Origin of the sequence: Pseudomonas sp. NPDC089392, from assembly GCF_044749595.1 — a bacterium.
Lineage (GTDB): Bacteria > Pseudomonadota > Gammaproteobacteria > Pseudomonadales > Pseudomonadaceae > Aquipseudomonas.
This window is the reverse complement of the sequence record NZ_JBIVIF010000045.1, coordinates 1-14,550: the sequence shown is the minus strand read 5'-3', so window position 1 is coordinate 14,550 and position 14,550 is coordinate 1. Positions and strand designations below refer to the sequence as shown.

At 62.8% G+C, this 14,550-nt stretch carries 13 protein-coding genes and 1 pseudogene; 8 read left to right on the top strand and 6 right to left on the bottom strand.

Annotation, left to right across the window (positions count from 1 at the left end; genetic code table 11):
* Nucleotide 1: 1 nt before the first annotated feature.
* The gene (msrB, locus tag ACIP1G_RS26600; protein ID WP_196176839.1) at nt 2-397 is read right to left on the bottom strand and encodes a peptide-methionine (R)-S-oxide reductase MsrB; all 396 of its coding nucleotides are present in this window, start codon (nt 395-397) and stop codon (nt 2-4) included.
* 167 nt (nt 398-564) lie between these two features.
* Here msrB and ACIP1G_RS26595 point away from each other — a divergent pair, with 167 nt between their 5' ends.
* Nucleotides 565-1,776, top strand: a complete 1,212-nt coding sequence (locus ACIP1G_RS26595; protein WP_085675507.1) for a pyridoxal phosphate-dependent aminotransferase — start codon at nt 565-567, stop codon at nt 1,774-1,776.
* A gap of 583 nt (nt 1,777-2,359) precedes the next feature.
* Nucleotides 2,360-3,247: a protease HtpX gene (htpX, locus tag ACIP1G_RS26590; RefSeq protein ID WP_016500929.1), complete on the top strand. Its 888-nt coding sequence runs from the start codon at nt 2,360-2,362 to the stop codon at nt 3,245-3,247.
* Between the two features lie 154 nt (nt 3,248-3,401).
* Here htpX and ACIP1G_RS26585 read toward each other — a convergent pair whose 3' ends face one another.
* Nucleotides 3,402-4,052 carry a thiopurine S-methyltransferase gene (locus tag ACIP1G_RS26585; RefSeq protein ID WP_400742443.1) on the bottom strand — a complete coding sequence of 217 codons (651 nt, stop codon included), beginning with the start codon at nt 4,050-4,052 and terminating at the stop codon, nt 3,402-3,404.
* Between the two features lie 101 nt (nt 4,053-4,153).
* Between ACIP1G_RS26585 and ACIP1G_RS26580 the strand changes: the two genes are divergently transcribed.
* Nucleotides 4,154-4,921: a DODA-type extradiol aromatic ring-opening family dioxygenase gene (locus ACIP1G_RS26580; RefSeq protein WP_400742440.1), complete on the top strand. Its 768-nt coding sequence runs from the start codon at nt 4,154-4,156 to the stop codon at nt 4,919-4,921.
* A 152-nt stretch (nt 4,922-5,073) separates the two neighbouring features.
* Here ACIP1G_RS26580 and ACIP1G_RS26575 read toward each other — a convergent pair.
* A pseudogene (locus tag ACIP1G_RS26575) lies at nt 5,074-6,787 on the bottom strand (DEAD/DEAH box helicase).
* Nucleotides 6,788-7,245: 458 nt separating this feature from the next.
* On the bottom strand, nt 7,246-8,001 hold the full coding sequence (locus tag ACIP1G_RS26570; RefSeq protein WP_400742437.1) for a spermidine synthase: 756 nt from the start codon (nt 7,999-8,001) through the stop codon (nt 7,246-7,248).
* A 116-nt stretch (nt 8,002-8,117) separates the two neighbouring features.
* Here ACIP1G_RS26570 and ACIP1G_RS26565 point away from each other — a divergent pair, with 116 nt between their 5' ends.
* Nucleotides 8,118-9,464 (top strand): class II 3-deoxy-7-phosphoheptulonate synthase, encoded by a 1,347-nt coding sequence (locus ACIP1G_RS26565; RefSeq protein ID WP_400742435.1) that lies wholly within the window; start codon nt 8,118-8,120, stop codon nt 9,462-9,464.
* 866 nt (nt 9,465-10,330) lie between these two features.
* Here the strand turns inward: ACIP1G_RS26565 and ACIP1G_RS26560 are convergent.
* Nucleotides 10,331-10,549 carry a DUF1127 domain-containing protein gene (locus tag ACIP1G_RS26560; protein ID WP_400742432.1) on the bottom strand — a complete coding sequence of 73 codons (219 nt, stop codon included), beginning with the start codon at nt 10,547-10,549 and terminating at the stop codon, nt 10,331-10,333.
* 96 nt (nt 10,550-10,645) lie between these two features.
* Between ACIP1G_RS26560 and ACIP1G_RS26555 the strand changes: the two genes are divergently transcribed.
* A complete protein-coding gene (locus ACIP1G_RS26555; RefSeq protein WP_400742429.1) occupies nt 10,646-11,497 on the top strand; it encodes a LysR substrate-binding domain-containing protein in 852 nt (283 codons plus the stop codon).
* A gap of 28 nt (nt 11,498-11,525) precedes the next feature.
* On the opposite strand, the gene ACIP1G_RS26550 is transcribed toward ACIP1G_RS26555, so the two are convergent.
* Nucleotides 11,526-12,275, bottom strand: a complete 750-nt coding sequence (locus ACIP1G_RS26550; protein WP_400742508.1) for a sulfite exporter TauE/SafE family protein — start codon at nt 12,273-12,275, stop codon at nt 11,526-11,528.
* Between the two features lie 113 nt (nt 12,276-12,388).
* On the opposite strand from ACIP1G_RS26550, the gene ACIP1G_RS26545 reads away from it, so the two are divergent.
* From ACIP1G_RS26545 to ACIP1G_RS26535, 3 genes are all read left to right on the top strand, one after another.
* On the top strand, nt 12,389-13,342 hold the full coding sequence (locus ACIP1G_RS26545; RefSeq protein WP_400742426.1) for a LysR family transcriptional regulator: 954 nt from the start codon (nt 12,389-12,391) through the stop codon (nt 13,340-13,342).
* A 58-nt stretch (nt 13,343-13,400) separates the two neighbouring features.
* On the top strand, nt 13,401-13,856 hold the full coding sequence (locus tag ACIP1G_RS26540) for a MarR family winged helix-turn-helix transcriptional regulator (protein ID WP_400742423.1): 456 nt from the start codon (nt 13,401-13,403) through the stop codon (nt 13,854-13,856).
* A 140-nt stretch (nt 13,857-13,996) separates the two neighbouring features.
* Entirely contained in the window at nt 13,997-14,425 is a 429-nt protein-coding gene (locus ACIP1G_RS26535) for an organic hydroperoxide resistance protein (protein ID WP_013971531.1), read from the top strand.
* The last annotated feature ends 125 nt before the right edge of the window (nt 14,426-14,550 follow it).

Below are 14,550 nucleotides of genomic sequence, written 5' to 3'. Positions count from 1 at the left end.
GTCAGTCGCGCGGGCGCAGGTCGATGCACACCGAGTTGATGCAGTAGCGCAGGCCAGTCGGTGGCGGGCCGTCGGGGAACACGTGGCCCAGGTGCGCGTCGCAGCGGGCGCAGGTTACTTCGGTGCGGATCATGCCGTGGGAGGTGTCGCGGATCTCGATCATCGCGCTGTCCTCGATCGGTGCATAAAAGCTTGGCCAGCCACAGCCGGAATCGAACTTGGTTTGCGCGTCGAACAGCGGCAGGCCGCAGCAGATGCAGTGGTAGATGCCATCGCGGCGCTCGCTGTTGTACTTGCCGCTGAACGGCCGCTCGGTGCCCTTGAGGCGGCATACCTGGTACTGCTCGGGGTCGAGCATCGACCGCCATTCATCCAGGGTTTTTTCGATCTTTTTCATGTAGGGACCTCGGCAGGCTGAATTTCACCCCGCACCGTCTTTTCCGGGGCGCGGGTGGCACGTATATTAGTTGGCTTCGTGTGCCAGGCGTTCAGTCTGGCACCCGCTTCCTGCCCTTTCAAACGTTTCGGCGGGGCCTAGCGCGTTTTCTCAATCGGGATCCCATCATGCAGTTCAGCAAATCGAACAAGCTCGCCAATGTCTGCTACGACATTCGCGGCCCAGTGCTCAAGCACGCCAAGCGCCTGGAAGAGGAAGGCCACCGCATCCTCAAGCTGAACATCGGCAACCCGGCGCCGTTTGGCTTCGAGGCGCCTGACGAAATCCTTCAGGATGTGATCCGCAACCTGCCCACCGCGCAGGGCTACAGCGACTCCAAGGGCCTGTTCAGCGCGCGCAAGGCGGTGATGCAGTACTGCCAGCAGAAGGAAATCGAGGGCGTCACCATCGAGGACATCTACCTCGGCAACGGTGTGTCCGAGCTGATCGTGATGTCGATGCAGGCGCTGCTGAACAACGGCGACGAAGTGCTGATCCCGGCCCCCGACTACCCGCTGTGGACCGCCGCCGTGAGCCTGGCTGGCGGCAAGCCGGTGCACTACCTGTGCGACGAGCAGGCCGACTGGTTCCCGGACCTTGAAGACATCAAGGCCAAGATTACCCCGAACACCAAGGCCCTGGTGATCATCAACCCGAACAACCCGACCGGCGCGGTGTACTCCAAGGAGCTGCTGCTGGGCATGCTGGAGCTGGCCCGCCAGCACAACCTGGTGGTGTTCTCCGACGAGATCTACGACAAGATCCTGTACGACGAAGCCGTGCACATCAGCACCGCCTCGCTGGCCCCTGACCTGCTGTGCCTGACCTTCAACGGCTTGTCCAAGTCGTACCGGGTGGCGGGCTTCCGCTCTGGCTGGTTGATCATCTCCGGGCCCAAGCACCACGCGCAAAGCTACATCGAAGGCATCGACATGCTTGCCAACATGCGCCTGTGCGCCAACGTGCCGGCCCAACATGCCATCCAGACCGCGCTGGGCGGCTACCAGAGCATCAACGACCTGGTGCTGCCACCAGGGCGCCTGCTGGAACAGCGCAACCGCACCTACGAGCTGCTCAACGAAATCCCCGGCGTAAGCTGCGTGAAGCCGATGGGCGCGCTGTATGCGTTCCCGCGGATCGACCCGAAGGTGTGCCCGATCCTCAACGACGAAAAGTTCGCGCTTGACCTGCTGCTGTCGGAGAAGCTGTTGATTGTTCAGGGGACGGCGTTCAACTGGCCGTGGCCGGACCACTTCCGCGTGGTGACCTTGCCGCGGGTGGATGACCTGGAAGCGGCGATTGGGCGGATTGGTAACTTCCTGCGGACTTATTCGCAGTAAGGTTCGACGGGGGCGCCGGGGTTTGACGGGGCGCGCCGCAGGTTTTATGGGGCGCGCCGGAGGTTCGACGGAGGGTTGGTGGTGGCGCGGAGATCGAGCGCCGCCCGCGCGGCGCTTCGCGGGTAAACCCGCTCCTACGTTTGTTTCGGGCCAGTTATGCCTGTGGCATTTGCGCGCGAACGCCTTGGCGCATGCCTCGATATCGCGTCGTACAAACAAGGCGGTCGCGCGCGCCTGGCACAGGCGATACTGGCCCGAAACAAACGTAGGAGCGGCTTTAGCCGCGAAGCGCCGCGCGGGCGGCGCTCGATCTCATAGGCGCTGCAAATGTTTCGGCGAACACCTGCGGCGCTCGATCTCACAGGCACCACACCTCCTGCGCCAAACACCCGGCAGCCTCAACACAACACCAAGCCGAATGTTTCTTACATCCTGCAACGCTCTATCCCACAGCCCCCGCACCATCCTCTGCCATACTCCGCCGTACACAGTTTGAAATAGTCGCCCGATTGAATCGGCACGGCAGGCCCCTTATATACCCCGCAGTAAGCGACAACTCATCCGTCAGGAGAACGTAACAACCATGATGCGCATTCTGTTGTTTGTGGCCACCAACCTCGCGGTGGTGCTGGTTGCAAGCATTACCCTGAGCCTGTTCGGTTTCAATGGGTTCATGGCCGCCAACGGGGTCGACCTGAACCTCAGCAGCCTGCTGGTGTTCTGCGCCGTGTTCGGCTTTGCCGGCTCCCTCGTCTCGCTGTTCATCTCCAAGTGGATGGCGAAGATGACCACCGGCACCCAGATCATCAGCCAGCCGCGCACACGCCACGAGCAGTGGCTGCTGCAAACGGTCGAAGAGCTGTCCCGTGAAGCGGGTATCAAAATGCCCGAGGTGGGTATCTTCCCGGCGTACGAGGCCAATGCCTTCGCCACCGGCTGGAACCGCAACGACGCGCTGGTAGCGGTGTCCCAGGGCCTGCTGGAGCGCTTCTCGCCCGATGAAGTGCGTGCGGTACTGGCCCACGAAATCGGCCACGTGGCCAACGGCGACATGGTCACCCTGGCGCTGGTGCAGGGCGTGGTGAACACCTTCGTGATGTTCTTCGCGCGCATCATCGGCAACTTCGTCGACAAGGTCATCTTCAAGAACGAAGAAGGCCAGGGCATTGCCTACTACGTGGCGACCATCGTTGCCGAGCTGATCCTGGGCATTCTGGCCAGCATGATCGTGATGTGGTTCTCGCGCCGCCGCGAATACCGCGCCGACGAGGCCGGTGCGCAGCTGGCCGGTACCTCGGCGATGATCGGCGCGCTGCAGCGCCTGCGCGTGGAGCAAGGCCTGCCAGTGCACATGCCTGACACCATGAAGGCCTTTGGCATCAATGGCGGCCTGAAGCACGGCCTGGCCGGGCTGCTGATGAGCCACCCGCCACTGGAAGACCGCATCGAGGCCCTGCGCCGCCGCGGTTGATCCACCCTGGTAAAAAGAAAGGGCGACTTCGGTCGCCCTTTTTTGTGTTTGCCTGCACCGGCCTCTTCGCGGGTAAACCCGCTCCTACATGGGTACACATTCCCCTGTAGGAGCGGGTTTACCCGCGAAAGGGCCGGTACAGGCTACACACCTGTCAGCGGCTAACCCGGTACACCCGCTCCAACAAACTGGAAGCCCCGGCCTGCAAAAACTTCGGGCTTTCCCCAATCACCTGCACCACCTCCAGCTCATCCACCTGCCACCCGGCAAACCCCTGCCTCAGCTCTTCATCCCCCACCGAAAACGGCGGCCCGGCCAGCAGCGACTGGTCATAGTCCAGCGTCACCACCAACCCACGGCAACTTGCCGGCAGCAAAGCCGACAGCGCCTGCATGTACGCCGCACGCATCTGAGCTGGCAAGGCAATCACCGCCGCCCGGTCATACAACCCCACGCAGTCGCCGACCTCCTCCGCCCGCAAGGCAAAGAAATCACCACACCACAGCTCCACATCACCACTGCGCCATACCTCGAAGGCGCCCTGCTGCCGCACCTCGGCTTCAAGCCCATGCTCGCTAAAGAAGTCTTCCACCGCCCGCCGCGACAGCTCCACGCCCAACACGCGATAACCCTGCCCTGCCAGCCAGGCCAGGTCCAGGCTCTTGCCGCACAGCGGCACCAGCACACGGCTGCCCGGCGCCAACTGCAACGCTGGCCAATGCTGCTGCAGATAGGGGTTCACCTGTGCCTGGTGAAAGCCGATCTGGTTGTCGGCCCACCGCTGCTGCCAGAACGCTGGCTCCATGATCACTCCCGATTTTTAGATGGTTTGTCGGTAAAACTTGGTTTGGATTTCGATCTGTACTTGATCGAAGATGATTGCATCTTAACCTTCAGGACCCCGCCATGCTGCCCAGCCTGTTCATTTCCCATGGTTCCCCCATGCTTGCCCTGCAACCCGGCGCCAGCGGGCCGGCGCTGGCCGGGCTGGCCAACGCCCTGCCACGGCCTAAGGCGATCGTGGTGGTGTCGGCGCACTGGGAGAGCCGCGAGCTGCTGGTCACCGGCAGCGCGCAGCCAGAAACCTGGCATGACTTCTACGGTTTCCCGCCAGCCTTGTATGCGGTGCAGTACCCGGCGCCGGGCGAACCTGGCCTTGCCGGCCAGATCAGCGAGTTGTTGCAGGCTGCCGGGCTACCCGCGCGGCTGGACCCGCAGCGGCCGTTCGACCACGGCGCCTGGGTGCCGTTGTCGCTGATGTACCCGGATGCGAGCATTCCGGTGGTGCAGGTTTCACTGCCCAGCCATTTGGGGCCGGCGTTGCAGGTCAAGGCGGGCCAGGCGCTGACCGGGTTGCGTGGCGAGGGTGTGCTGCTGATTGGCTCGGGCAGCATTACCCATAACCTGGGCGAGCTGGACTGGCATGCCGGGCCGGACGTGATCGAACCTTGGGCGCTGGCGTTCAGGGATTGGGTGGTGGAGAAGCTGCGGGCGGATGACCGGGACGCGTTGCTGGGTTATCGGCAGCAGGCGCCGTTTGCGGTGCGTAATCATCCGAGTGATGAGCATTTGTTGCCGTTGTTCTTTGCCCTGGGGGCTGGAGGCAAGTGTGGGGTGGTGCACCAAGGGTTTACCTTGGGGGCGTTGGGGATGGACATTTATCGGTTCGACTGACGGGCCTCTTCGCGGGTAAACCCGCTCCCACAGGTTCAGCACAGGCCTTGAAGCTATGGGGTCCTCTGTGGGAGCGGGTTTACCCGCGAAGAGGCCGGCACAGGCAAAAAAAATCCCCGACCTAGGCCGGGGATTTTTTCATTACGCCAGGATCAATCCTCGCGGTAGCGACGCAGCTTCAGCTGCTTGCCAGCCACACGGGTGTCCTTGAGCTTGGACAGCAACTTCTCGAGGCCGTCTTCCGGCAGCTCGACCAGGCTGAAGCTGTCGCGCACCTGGATGCGGCCGATGGCGTCACGTGCCAGGCCACCTTCGTTGAGGATCGCGCCCAACAGGTTCTTGGCAGCGATGCCGTCACGGGCACCCAGGGCAGTACGGCAACGTACACGGCCTTCGGCCAGCGGCAGCGGCGCACGGCGCTCGCGGTCACCACGGTCAGGGCGCTCGCTACGCTCACCACGTTCGGTACGCTCGCCACGCGGGGCGAAGCTTGGTACCAGCGGCTGTTCACGCTCTACCGCGGCCAGGTCCAGCGCTTGGCCATTGGTGGCCTTGCGCAGCAGGGCCGAGGCCAGGGCGCGGGCGCTGCAACCCAGGTCGGTGGTCAGGCGGTCGAACAGGTCACCGTGGGTGGCTTCTGCTTCGGCTACCAGCGGCGCCAGGCTGTTGGTCAGCTTCTTGATGCGGGCATCCAGCACGGCCTGGGCGTTCGGCAGGCGGGCTTCGGCCACTTTCTGGCCGGTAACACGCTCGATCACCTGCAGCATGCGGCGCTCACGCGGGGTGACCAGCAGCAGCGCACGGCCATCGCGACCGGCACGGCCAGTACGGCCGATACGGTGTACGTAGGACTCTGGGTCGTACGGCATGTCAACGTTGAACACGTGAGTGATGCGCGGTACGTCCAGGCCACGGGCAGCAACGTCGGTAGCGACGACGATGTCCAGGCGGCCATCCTTGAGCGAGTCGATCACGCGCTCACGCTGGTTCTGGGCGATGTCGCCGTTCAGCGCAGCAGCCTTGTAGCCTTTGGCTTCCAGCGCGGCGGCCAGGTCCAGGGTGGCTTGCTTGGTACGCACGAAGGCGATCAGCGCGTCGAACTCTTCCACTTCCAGCAGACGCAGCACAGCCGGGATCTTCTGGTCGGCGTGGACCATCAGGTGGGCCTGCTCGATCGCGGTAACGGTCTGGGTCTTGGTCTGGATCTTGACGTGCTTCGGTTCACGCAGGTGGCGCTCGGCGATCGAACGGATCGACGACGGCAGGGTTGCGGAGAACAGTACGGTCTGACGGGTAGCCGGGATTGCGTCGAAGATCACTTCGAGGTCGTCCATGAAGCCCAGCTTCAGCATCTCGTCGGCTTCGTCCAGTACCAGGTACTGCACGGTCGACAGGACTTTTTCGTCACGACGCAGGTGGTCGCACAGGCGGCCCGGGGTAGCGACGACGATTTGCGCGCCGTTGCGGATGGCACGCAGCTGTGGGCCCATCGGGGCACCACCGTAGACAGCAACAACATTAACGCCTGGCATCTGCTTGGCGTAGGTTTCGAAAGCGGTAGCAACTTGCAGCGCCAACTCACGGGTTGGCGCCAGGATCAGGGCTTGCGGTTCGCGCTTGCTCACATCGATCTTGTTCAGGATCGGCAGGGCGAAGGCAGCGGTCTTGCCGGTGCCAGTCTGCGCCTGGCCGATCATGTCGTGACCGGCGAGGATGATCGGGATCGATTGTTGCTGAATGGCGGACGGCTCTTCGTAGCCGGTAGCCACAACAGCAGCAACAATATTCGGATTAAGATCGAGAGCGGCGAAGCCGCCGGTTTCCTGGGTCATGGGTCTGCCTCTAAGTGCATCCGCAAAGACCCATGCTGCAAAGCTGCACATGCCTTGAAAGACCGGAACGGTCACCCAGGCAGCTTTGTCGGCGGGGATTTGCGAAAACGATTGAAAAAGAAAACTTGGGAAGGTCCGCCTAGCGGACGTGCAGCCGAAGCTGGACTCGGAGGATTTGCACCACCTGATTTTGAGGTCCGCTAAAAGACCGGCGCGTACTATACCCGAAATAGTGCAGGGACGTGAGGAATATTTTCAGGGTGCAGGGCCAGTATCGGGCCATCAATGGCCGCGGGCTGAATCGATAATCCCTGACGCTGCCACAATCCCTGTAGGAGCGGCCTTGTATCGCGAAAGGGGCGCGCAGCGGCCCCACATTTTCAGCTTCGCAGCGGACATTGCCGGGGCCGCTCTGCGGCCCTTTCGCGACGCAAGGCCGCTCCTACATGGACCGCGACAGCGTTCAGGTTTCGCATAAGCCGCACCAGCCATTCAGGTAGCCGGCCGAATCTCGCGGATCAACCCTTCAAGGCTGTACCCCAGCTGCGGCGCCAAAGCCTCGGCCCGCGCTCGCAAGCCCTCCAGGTCCAGGCTCTGCTCCAGGTCCGCCGGCACCAGCAAAATCACATTGCCCTCCTTCACCGGCAGTTCCCAGTAATGCCGGTGGTACAACCCGCGCAGCAAGGCCGCACCCAGCGGCTTGCCGTCATCGGTGGCCCACTGGTTGATCACCAGCCAACCGCCCGGGTTCAGCTGCTGCTGGCAGTTCTCCAGGAAGTTCCACGCCAGGTGCCCTACCCCCGGCCCGTGGTCGGTATAAAGGTCGACAAACAACAGGTCGGCCTTCTCCGCCGTGGGCAGCAGCTCCAGGGCATCGCCGATACGCACATATAACCGCGGGTCGTCGTCCAGGCCCAGGTATTCCATAGCCAGGCGCGGCACGTCCGCGCGCAGTTCGATGGCTTCGATATCGTCCAGCGGCAGGAACTTCATGCAGGCCTGGGTCAGCGTGCCGGCGCCCAGGCCGAGAAACAGCGCGCTTTCCGGCTGTTCATGGCACAGCGCCCCCACCAGCATGGCACGGGTGTAGTCGTACTCCAGCCAGCTGGGGTCGGCCGTGAACACGCAGCTCTGCTCGATGGCATCGCCAAATTCCAGAAAGCGGTAGTCGTCTACTTCGTACACGCTGATGACGCCAAAGGCATCTTCCACCCGTGCCAGTAGCCGCTCTTCCCGTTCCGCCGCCATGCTCACCACCCACCCGCGCAAAAACGCGCATTGTCCGTCAACGCCCTTGATGCAACAAGCGCAGCGCCAACTGTTACCATGGTTTGAAGCCTACAACCAACAAGACCGAGCCCGAGATGAACCAACCGTGGAGCCCTGACAGCTGGCGCGCCCTGCCGATCCAGCAGCAACCGACCTACCCCGATGCCGCGCACTTACTGAAGGTTGAACAGACCCTGGCCAGCTACCCGCCGCTGGTGTTCGCGGGCGAGGCGCGCGAGCTGCGCCGGCAGTTTGCCGAGGTTACCGAAGGCCGCGCCTTCCTGCTGCAGGGTGGTGATTGCGCCGAGAGCTTTGCCGAATTCTCGGCGGCGAAAATCCGCGACACCTTCAAGGTGCTGCTGCAAATGGCCATTGTCATGACCTTTGCCGCCGGCTGCCCGGTGGTCAAGGTGGGCCGTATGGCCGGGCAGTTCGCCAAGCCGCGCTCGGCAGGCGATGAAACCATCGGCGACATCACCCTGCCCGCCTACCGTGGCGACATCGTCAACGGCATCGGTTTCGACGCCAAAAGCCGCATCCCCGACCCGGAACGCCTGCTGCAGGCCTACCACCAGGCCACCGCCAGCCTCAACCTGCTGCGCGCCTTTGCCCAGGGCGGGTTTGCCGACCTGCACCAGGTGCACAAGTGGAACCTGGACTTCATCGCCAACTCGGCGCTGGCCGACAAGTACCACCAGTTGGCCAACCGCATCGACGAAACCCTGGCGTTCATGCGCGCCTGCGGCCTGGACAGCGCGCCGCAACTGCGCGAAACCAGCTTCTTCACAGCCCATGAAGCCCTGCTGCTGAACTATGAAGAAGCCTTTGTGCGCGAGGACAGCCTGACCGGCGACTACTACGACTGCTCGGCGCACATGCTGTGGATCGGCGACCGCACCCGCCAGCTGGACGGCGCCCATGTGGAGTTTTTGCGGGGTGTGCACAACCCGATCGGGGTCAAGGTTGGCCCGAGCATGAACCCCGAAGAGCTGATCCGCCTGATCGACACGCTGAACCCGGCTAACGACCCAGGCCGCCTGAACCTGATCGTGCGCATGGGCGCCGGCAAGGTTGGCGAGCACCTGCCAGGGTTGATCCGCACCGTCGAGCGCGAGGGGCGCAAGGTGCTGTGGAGTTCCGACCCGATGCACGGCAACACTATCAAGGCCAGCAGCGGCTACAAGACCCGCGATTTTGCGCAGATCCTTGATGAGGTGAAGCAGTTCTTCCAGGTGCACCAGGCTGAGGGCAGCCATGCTGGCGGCATCCATATCGAGATGACCGGGCAGAACGTTACCGAGTGCATTGGCGGCGCACGGCCGATTACCGAGGATGCGTTGTCGGATCGGTATCACACCCATTGTGATCCGCGCATGAATGCCGACCAGTCGCTGGAGTTGGCGTTTTTGATTGCCGAGACGCTGAAGCAAGTAAGGCGCTAAACGCAGCACGCTGACGCTGACGCTGACGCTGTTGATCTTGATCTTGATCTTGATCTTGATCTTGATCTTGATCTTGATCTTGATCTTGATCTTGATCTTGATCTTGATCTTCGCGACTTCAGGAGGCCGAACGCAGGCCTTGCGGAGGGAGGTGACGGGCATGGATGCCCGTCAAGCGCTGAGGCCCCATGGATGGGGCCTGCAGCGCGTACTCCCGGGAGCAAGGCCGGAGAGAGGGAACCCCGGAGCGCAGCGTAGGGGCCGGATGATGGGAGCGCAGCGTTTTTTGGTTACTTTTTGTCGCGTTTGACAAAAAGTGACTCGCCGTAAGGGCGAAAAGGTGAGTAAGCGTCGCTATCGCAAACGGACTGTTCTCCGTCTTAAAGCCGCCGCATAAGCTGTTGCTGTTGCTGTTGCTGTTGCTGTTGCTGTTGCTGTTGCTGTTGCTGTTGCTGTTGCTGTTGCTGTTGCTGTTGCTGTTGGGATGTGGGCCTTCACACCGTGTAGACATTCATTCGCGCAGGTGGCGCCAAGTCACCTTTCCGCCCTTACGGCGGGTCACTTTTTGTCAAACGCGACAAAAAGTAACCAAAAAACGCTGGCTCCTATCATCCGGCCCCTACGCTTCGCTCCGGGGTCCCCTCGCTACGGGCTTGCTCCCGGGAGTACGCGCTGCAGGCCCCATCCATGGGGCCTCAGCGCTTGACGGGCATCCATGCCCGTCACCTCCCTCCGCAACCCCTTCGCTCGGCCTCCTGAAGTCGCAATCTGCGGCGCCTGGACTATCGCGCGCTTAGAAGCAAAAGCCGAAGCAAGAGCAAGAGCAAGAGCAAGAGCAAGAGCAAGAGCCACTACCACGCTTGGCGTCACTTACGCAGTGGATCATCCCAGAAATGCCGCTCGGCCTCTTGCTGGATATCCGCCCGGCTCAACCCCAGGTCGTGCAGGGTTGCATCACTGAGGCTGGCCAGTTCCTGGCGCTGGCGGTACAGCTGCAGCCAGCGCAGCGGGCGCTGCAGGGCCGCATGCCACAGGTGGTTCAGGGTAAAGGCAGGTTGCTGGATGCTGCTGACATGACCTTTCATCGTGAAGCCCTCCGTGTTGATGGCCTCAGTCTCACGCCAGGCTTAAGATCAATCCAACGAATGTTTCTGATGCCATGCATCTCGGAGATTGATGCAATGTCCCAGTACCAGAGCCTTGATGCGGACGTACTGCGCACCTTCGTCGCCATCGCCGAGCAAGGCGGTTTCACCCGCGCCGGCGAGGTGGTCAACCGCACCCAGTCGGCGGTGAGCATGCAGATGAAACGCCTGGAAGAAGACATTTTGCAGCGCCAGCTGTTTGAACGTGACGGCCGCCAAGTGCGGCTGACCGCCGAAGGCCAAGTGCTGCTGGGCTATGCCCGGCGCATCCTCAAGCTGCATGGCGAAGTGTTCAACACCCTGCGCATGCCGCACATGGTCGGGCTGGTACGCATCGGTACCCCCGACGACTACGCCATGCGTTTTCTGCCGACCATCCTGTCGAGCTTTGCCCAGGCCTACCCGCTGGTGCAGGTGGAGGTGCATTGCGACTCGTCCAAACAGCTGATGTTGCGCCAGGACCTGGACCTGACGATCGTCACCCGCGAGCCGGGCAACGAGATTGGCCAGTTGCTGCGCCAGGAGCGCCTGGTGTGGGCCGCCGCCGAGGGCTTTTGCCCGCAGGAACAGCGGCCGATGCCGGTGGCGCTGTTCAACACTGACTGCTTTTGCCGGGCCTGGACCTGCAATGCGCTGGAGGCACAGGGCATAGACTACCGCATTGCCTACACCAGCCCGAGCCTGGCGGCGATCTTTGCCATCGTTACGGCGGGGCTGGCGGTGACCGCGCAGTTGCAGAGCCTGATTGGCGGGAATATCCGCATCCTGGGTGAAAGCGACGGGCTACCGCAGTTGCCGGTGGCCAATGTGATGCTGGTGCGCAGTACCCAGAACCCTTCGCCGATTACCGACTGCATGGCTGGCTACATCGTCGAAGGGTTCAAGTGAGCCGGGGGGGCTTTGCGGCCCCAAAATCTCAAAGCTCAAACCCAAGCATCACCGCACACACCACCAAAAACACACAGAACATCGCCCGCAACACCTTCTCCGGCAACGCATGGGCCAACTTCACTCCCCAACTGATGCTGAGCAAGCCCCCCACCGCCAACGGCACCCCCACCCCCCAGTCAACGCTATGGTGCACGCCATAGGTCACCAGGGTCACCAAGGTACTTGGCGCCGCCAGCGCCAGCGACAGCCCCTGCGCTACCACCTGGGTGGTACCGAGCACACTGGTCAGGATCGGCGTGGCCACTACCGCCCCACCCACCCCGAACAAACCGCCCATGGTGCCGGAAAAGCTGCCCAGCACACCCAGCCACGGCCAGCCATAGCGCAGCTCGGCACTGGCCGGCGCAACCTTCATGAACATCCGTGCCACGTTCCACACCGCCAGGGCCACCAGAAAGCCGACAAAGCCCAGGCGCATGGAGTGCGCATCCAGCCCCACTGCCCAGATCGACCCCAGCCAGGCAAACACGAAGCTGCATGCCGACAACGGCAAGGCATGGCGCAGCTCGATGCGGTTGCGCTGGTGATAGCGCCACAACGCCAAAAGCACGTTCGGCACCACCATCACCAGCGCCGTACCCTGCGCCAATTGCTGGTCCAGGCCAAACAGCACACCCAGCGCCGGGATCGCAATCAGCCCGCCGCCAATGCCGAACAACCCGCCCATGGTCCCCAGGGCTGCGCCCAGCACGATATACAACAACCACTCGATCATCAGGGCCTCGTCCGCCTGTACAGATAATGCGAGCATGCTAACGATTGTGCGCTGGCGGGGAAACGCACAGCAGCGCACAATGGCTGTGCGTTTTTCGCAAAAGCAAGGCAGCCATGAGCCCCGACACCCTGACCGACCAATTGAGCCTGTTCCTCGATGTGCTGGAGACCGGCAGTTTTTCCGCCGCCGCCCGCCGCCACCCGCTGACCCCGTCCGCCGTGGCCCGGCGCATCGACAACCTGGAAAGCGCCGTTGGCAGCCGCCTGTTCACCCGCAGCACCCACGCTGTGCGCGCCACACCTGCAGGCAATGCCTTCGCCGAACGGGCCAGGCGCATCATCGAAGAGTTGCGCCTGGCCCGGGCCGAAGCGGTCTCGCTGAGCAATGCCCCCGAGGGCCTGATCCGCATCGACGCCCCTGCAGCGTTCGGCCGCCGCCACCTGGCCCCGGCCATCGCCGACTTCCTGGTGGCTTACCCGGGCCTGGATGTGCAACTGCGCCTGATCGACAGCTTCGTCGACCTGCATGGCAGCCACCTGGGCGAAGTCGACCTGGTACTACGCGCCGGCCCCCTGGCCGACACCCGCCTGGTCGCCACGCCGCTGGCCTACATGGTGCGCATCGCCTGCGCCAGCCCGGCCTACCTGGCCAGCCGCGGCATGCCCACCTGCCCCAGCGAACTGCCCGGGCACGACGGCCTGGACTGGGACGGCCTGGCGCCGCCATTCGCCTGGCGCTTCAACGTGGCCGGGCAAACCCGCCTGTACCGCCCCACGCGCATGCGCATGGCCGCCAACAACGCCGAAACCCTGCTGTTCGGCGCCCTGGCCGGCTTAGGCATCGCCCACTTGCCCACCTGGCTGATCAGCGAATACCTGCTGCGCGGCGAACTGATCCCGCTGTTTTGCGACGGCGGCCTGCCTGAAGCCGAGACCAGCGGCATTTACGCACTACGCCTGGAACATGAAACGAACTCTCGCAGCCGTTTGCTGCTCGAATTCCTCAAGAGCCGCTTCAGCCCGATTCCACCCTGGGACCTGGCCTTGCGCAGTGAACTGCGCGAGTAATGCGCACACTAATGATCAGCGTGCCAGACTTTCCGATTGATTACCTTCAAGGACCTGCATGAACGCCGACACCCAAGCCTCCTGTGACGAGCTGCTGCTGGACAACCAGGTCTGCTTCGCCCTGCACTCCACCTCGTTGCTGATGACCAAGGTCTACAAACCGCTGCTGCAGGCCCTGGGCCTGACCTACCCGCAGTACCTGGCCATGCTGGTGCTGTGGCAGCAAGATGGCCTGACCGTGGGCGAAATCAGCCAACACCTGCTCACCGACCCGGGCTCGCTGACCCCTCTGCTAAAACGCCTGGAAAGCGAAGGCCTGCTACAGCGCAACCGCAGCCGCGAGGACGAACGGGTGGTGCTGGTGCAACTGACCGACAAGGGCCGCGCCCTGCAACAACAGGCCAAAGAGGTGCCGCAGTGCATCCTCAAGGCCAGCGGGCGCAGCCTGGAGCAGTTGCAGCAACTGCAGGCCGATTTGCTGAGCCTGCGTGAGAGCCTGCAGAAAAACCTCTGAGGGCTATGCTGTGCAATGGCCGTTCGGATGAGCGGTGACGATTTATATTGCGCGCTAACTAATTGCGCGCTAATTTAAGTCCCACACCAACCCGCGCCCTCCTGCAAACGGGAGCGCACAGCACATTAGCGAGGCTCAAGATGCAAAAGGTCACTCCGCTGTACATCGCAGAAGCTACCTCTACCGGTGGGCGCGACGGCAAATCCCGCTCCAGCGACGGCAAGCTGGTAGTCAGCCTGAGCACCCCCAAGGAACTGGGCGGCGCTGGGGGTGACGGTACCAACCCCGAGCAGATGTTTGCTGCCGGTTACTCGGCATGTTTCATCGGCGCCTTGAAATTCGTGGCCGGGCAAGAGAAGAAAGCCCTGCCGGCAGATGCCTCTATCACCGCCAAGGTGGGCATCGGCCAGATCCCGGGTGGTTTCGGCCTGGACATCGACCTGCACATCAACCTGCCGGGCCTGGCCCAGGCCGATGCCGAAGGGCTGGTGGAAAAGGCGCACAAGGTGTGCCCGTATTCCAACGCCACCCGCGGGAATGTGGATGTGCGCCTGCATGTCACGGTTTAATTCGCAGGCATAAAAAAACCCGGCCAAGGCCTAATGCCAGTCAGTTAAGACTGACGCATTGACCTTTAGCCCATAGGCCGCAAAATCCGATGCTTGGAAACGAGCATCGGATTTTTTATGCGCCT

Coding starts and splice junctions, on each gene's coding strand:
- msrB (WP_196176839.1), bottom strand. CDS start 397: ATGAAAAAGATCGAAAAAACCCTGGATGAATGGCGGTCGATGCTCGAC.
- ACIP1G_RS26595 (WP_085675507.1), top strand. CDS start 565: ATGCAGTTCAGCAAATCGAACAAGCTCGCCAATGTCTGCTACGACATT.
- htpX (WP_016500929.1), top strand. CDS start 2,360: ATGATGCGCATTCTGTTGTTTGTGGCCACCAACCTCGCGGTGGTGCTG.
- ACIP1G_RS26585 (WP_400742443.1), bottom strand. CDS start 4,052: ATGGAGCCAGCGTTCTGGCAGCAGCGGTGGGCCGACAACCAGATCGGC.
- ACIP1G_RS26580 (WP_400742440.1), top strand. CDS start 4,154: ATGCTGCCCAGCCTGTTCATTTCCCATGGTTCCCCCATGCTTGCCCTG.
- ACIP1G_RS26570 (WP_400742437.1), bottom strand. CDS start 8,001: ATGGCGGCGGAACGGGAAGAGCGGCTACTGGCACGGGTGGAAGATGCC.
- ACIP1G_RS26565 (WP_400742435.1), top strand. CDS start 8,118: ATGAACCAACCGTGGAGCCCTGACAGCTGGCGCGCCCTGCCGATCCAG.
- ACIP1G_RS26560 (WP_400742432.1), bottom strand. CDS start 10,549: ATGAAAGGTCATGTCAGCAGCATCCAGCAACCTGCCTTTACCCTGAAC.
- ACIP1G_RS26555 (WP_400742429.1), top strand. CDS start 10,646: ATGTCCCAGTACCAGAGCCTTGATGCGGACGTACTGCGCACCTTCGTC.
- ACIP1G_RS26550 (WP_400742508.1), bottom strand. CDS start 12,275: ATGATCGAGTGGTTGTTGTATATCGTGCTGGGCGCAGCCCTGGGGACC.
- ACIP1G_RS26545 (WP_400742426.1), top strand. CDS start 12,389: ATGAGCCCCGACACCCTGACCGACCAATTGAGCCTGTTCCTCGATGTG.
- ACIP1G_RS26540 (WP_400742423.1), top strand. CDS start 13,401: ATGAACGCCGACACCCAAGCCTCCTGTGACGAGCTGCTGCTGGACAAC.
- ACIP1G_RS26535 (WP_013971531.1), top strand. CDS start 13,997: ATGCAAAAGGTCACTCCGCTGTACATCGCAGAAGCTACCTCTACCGGT.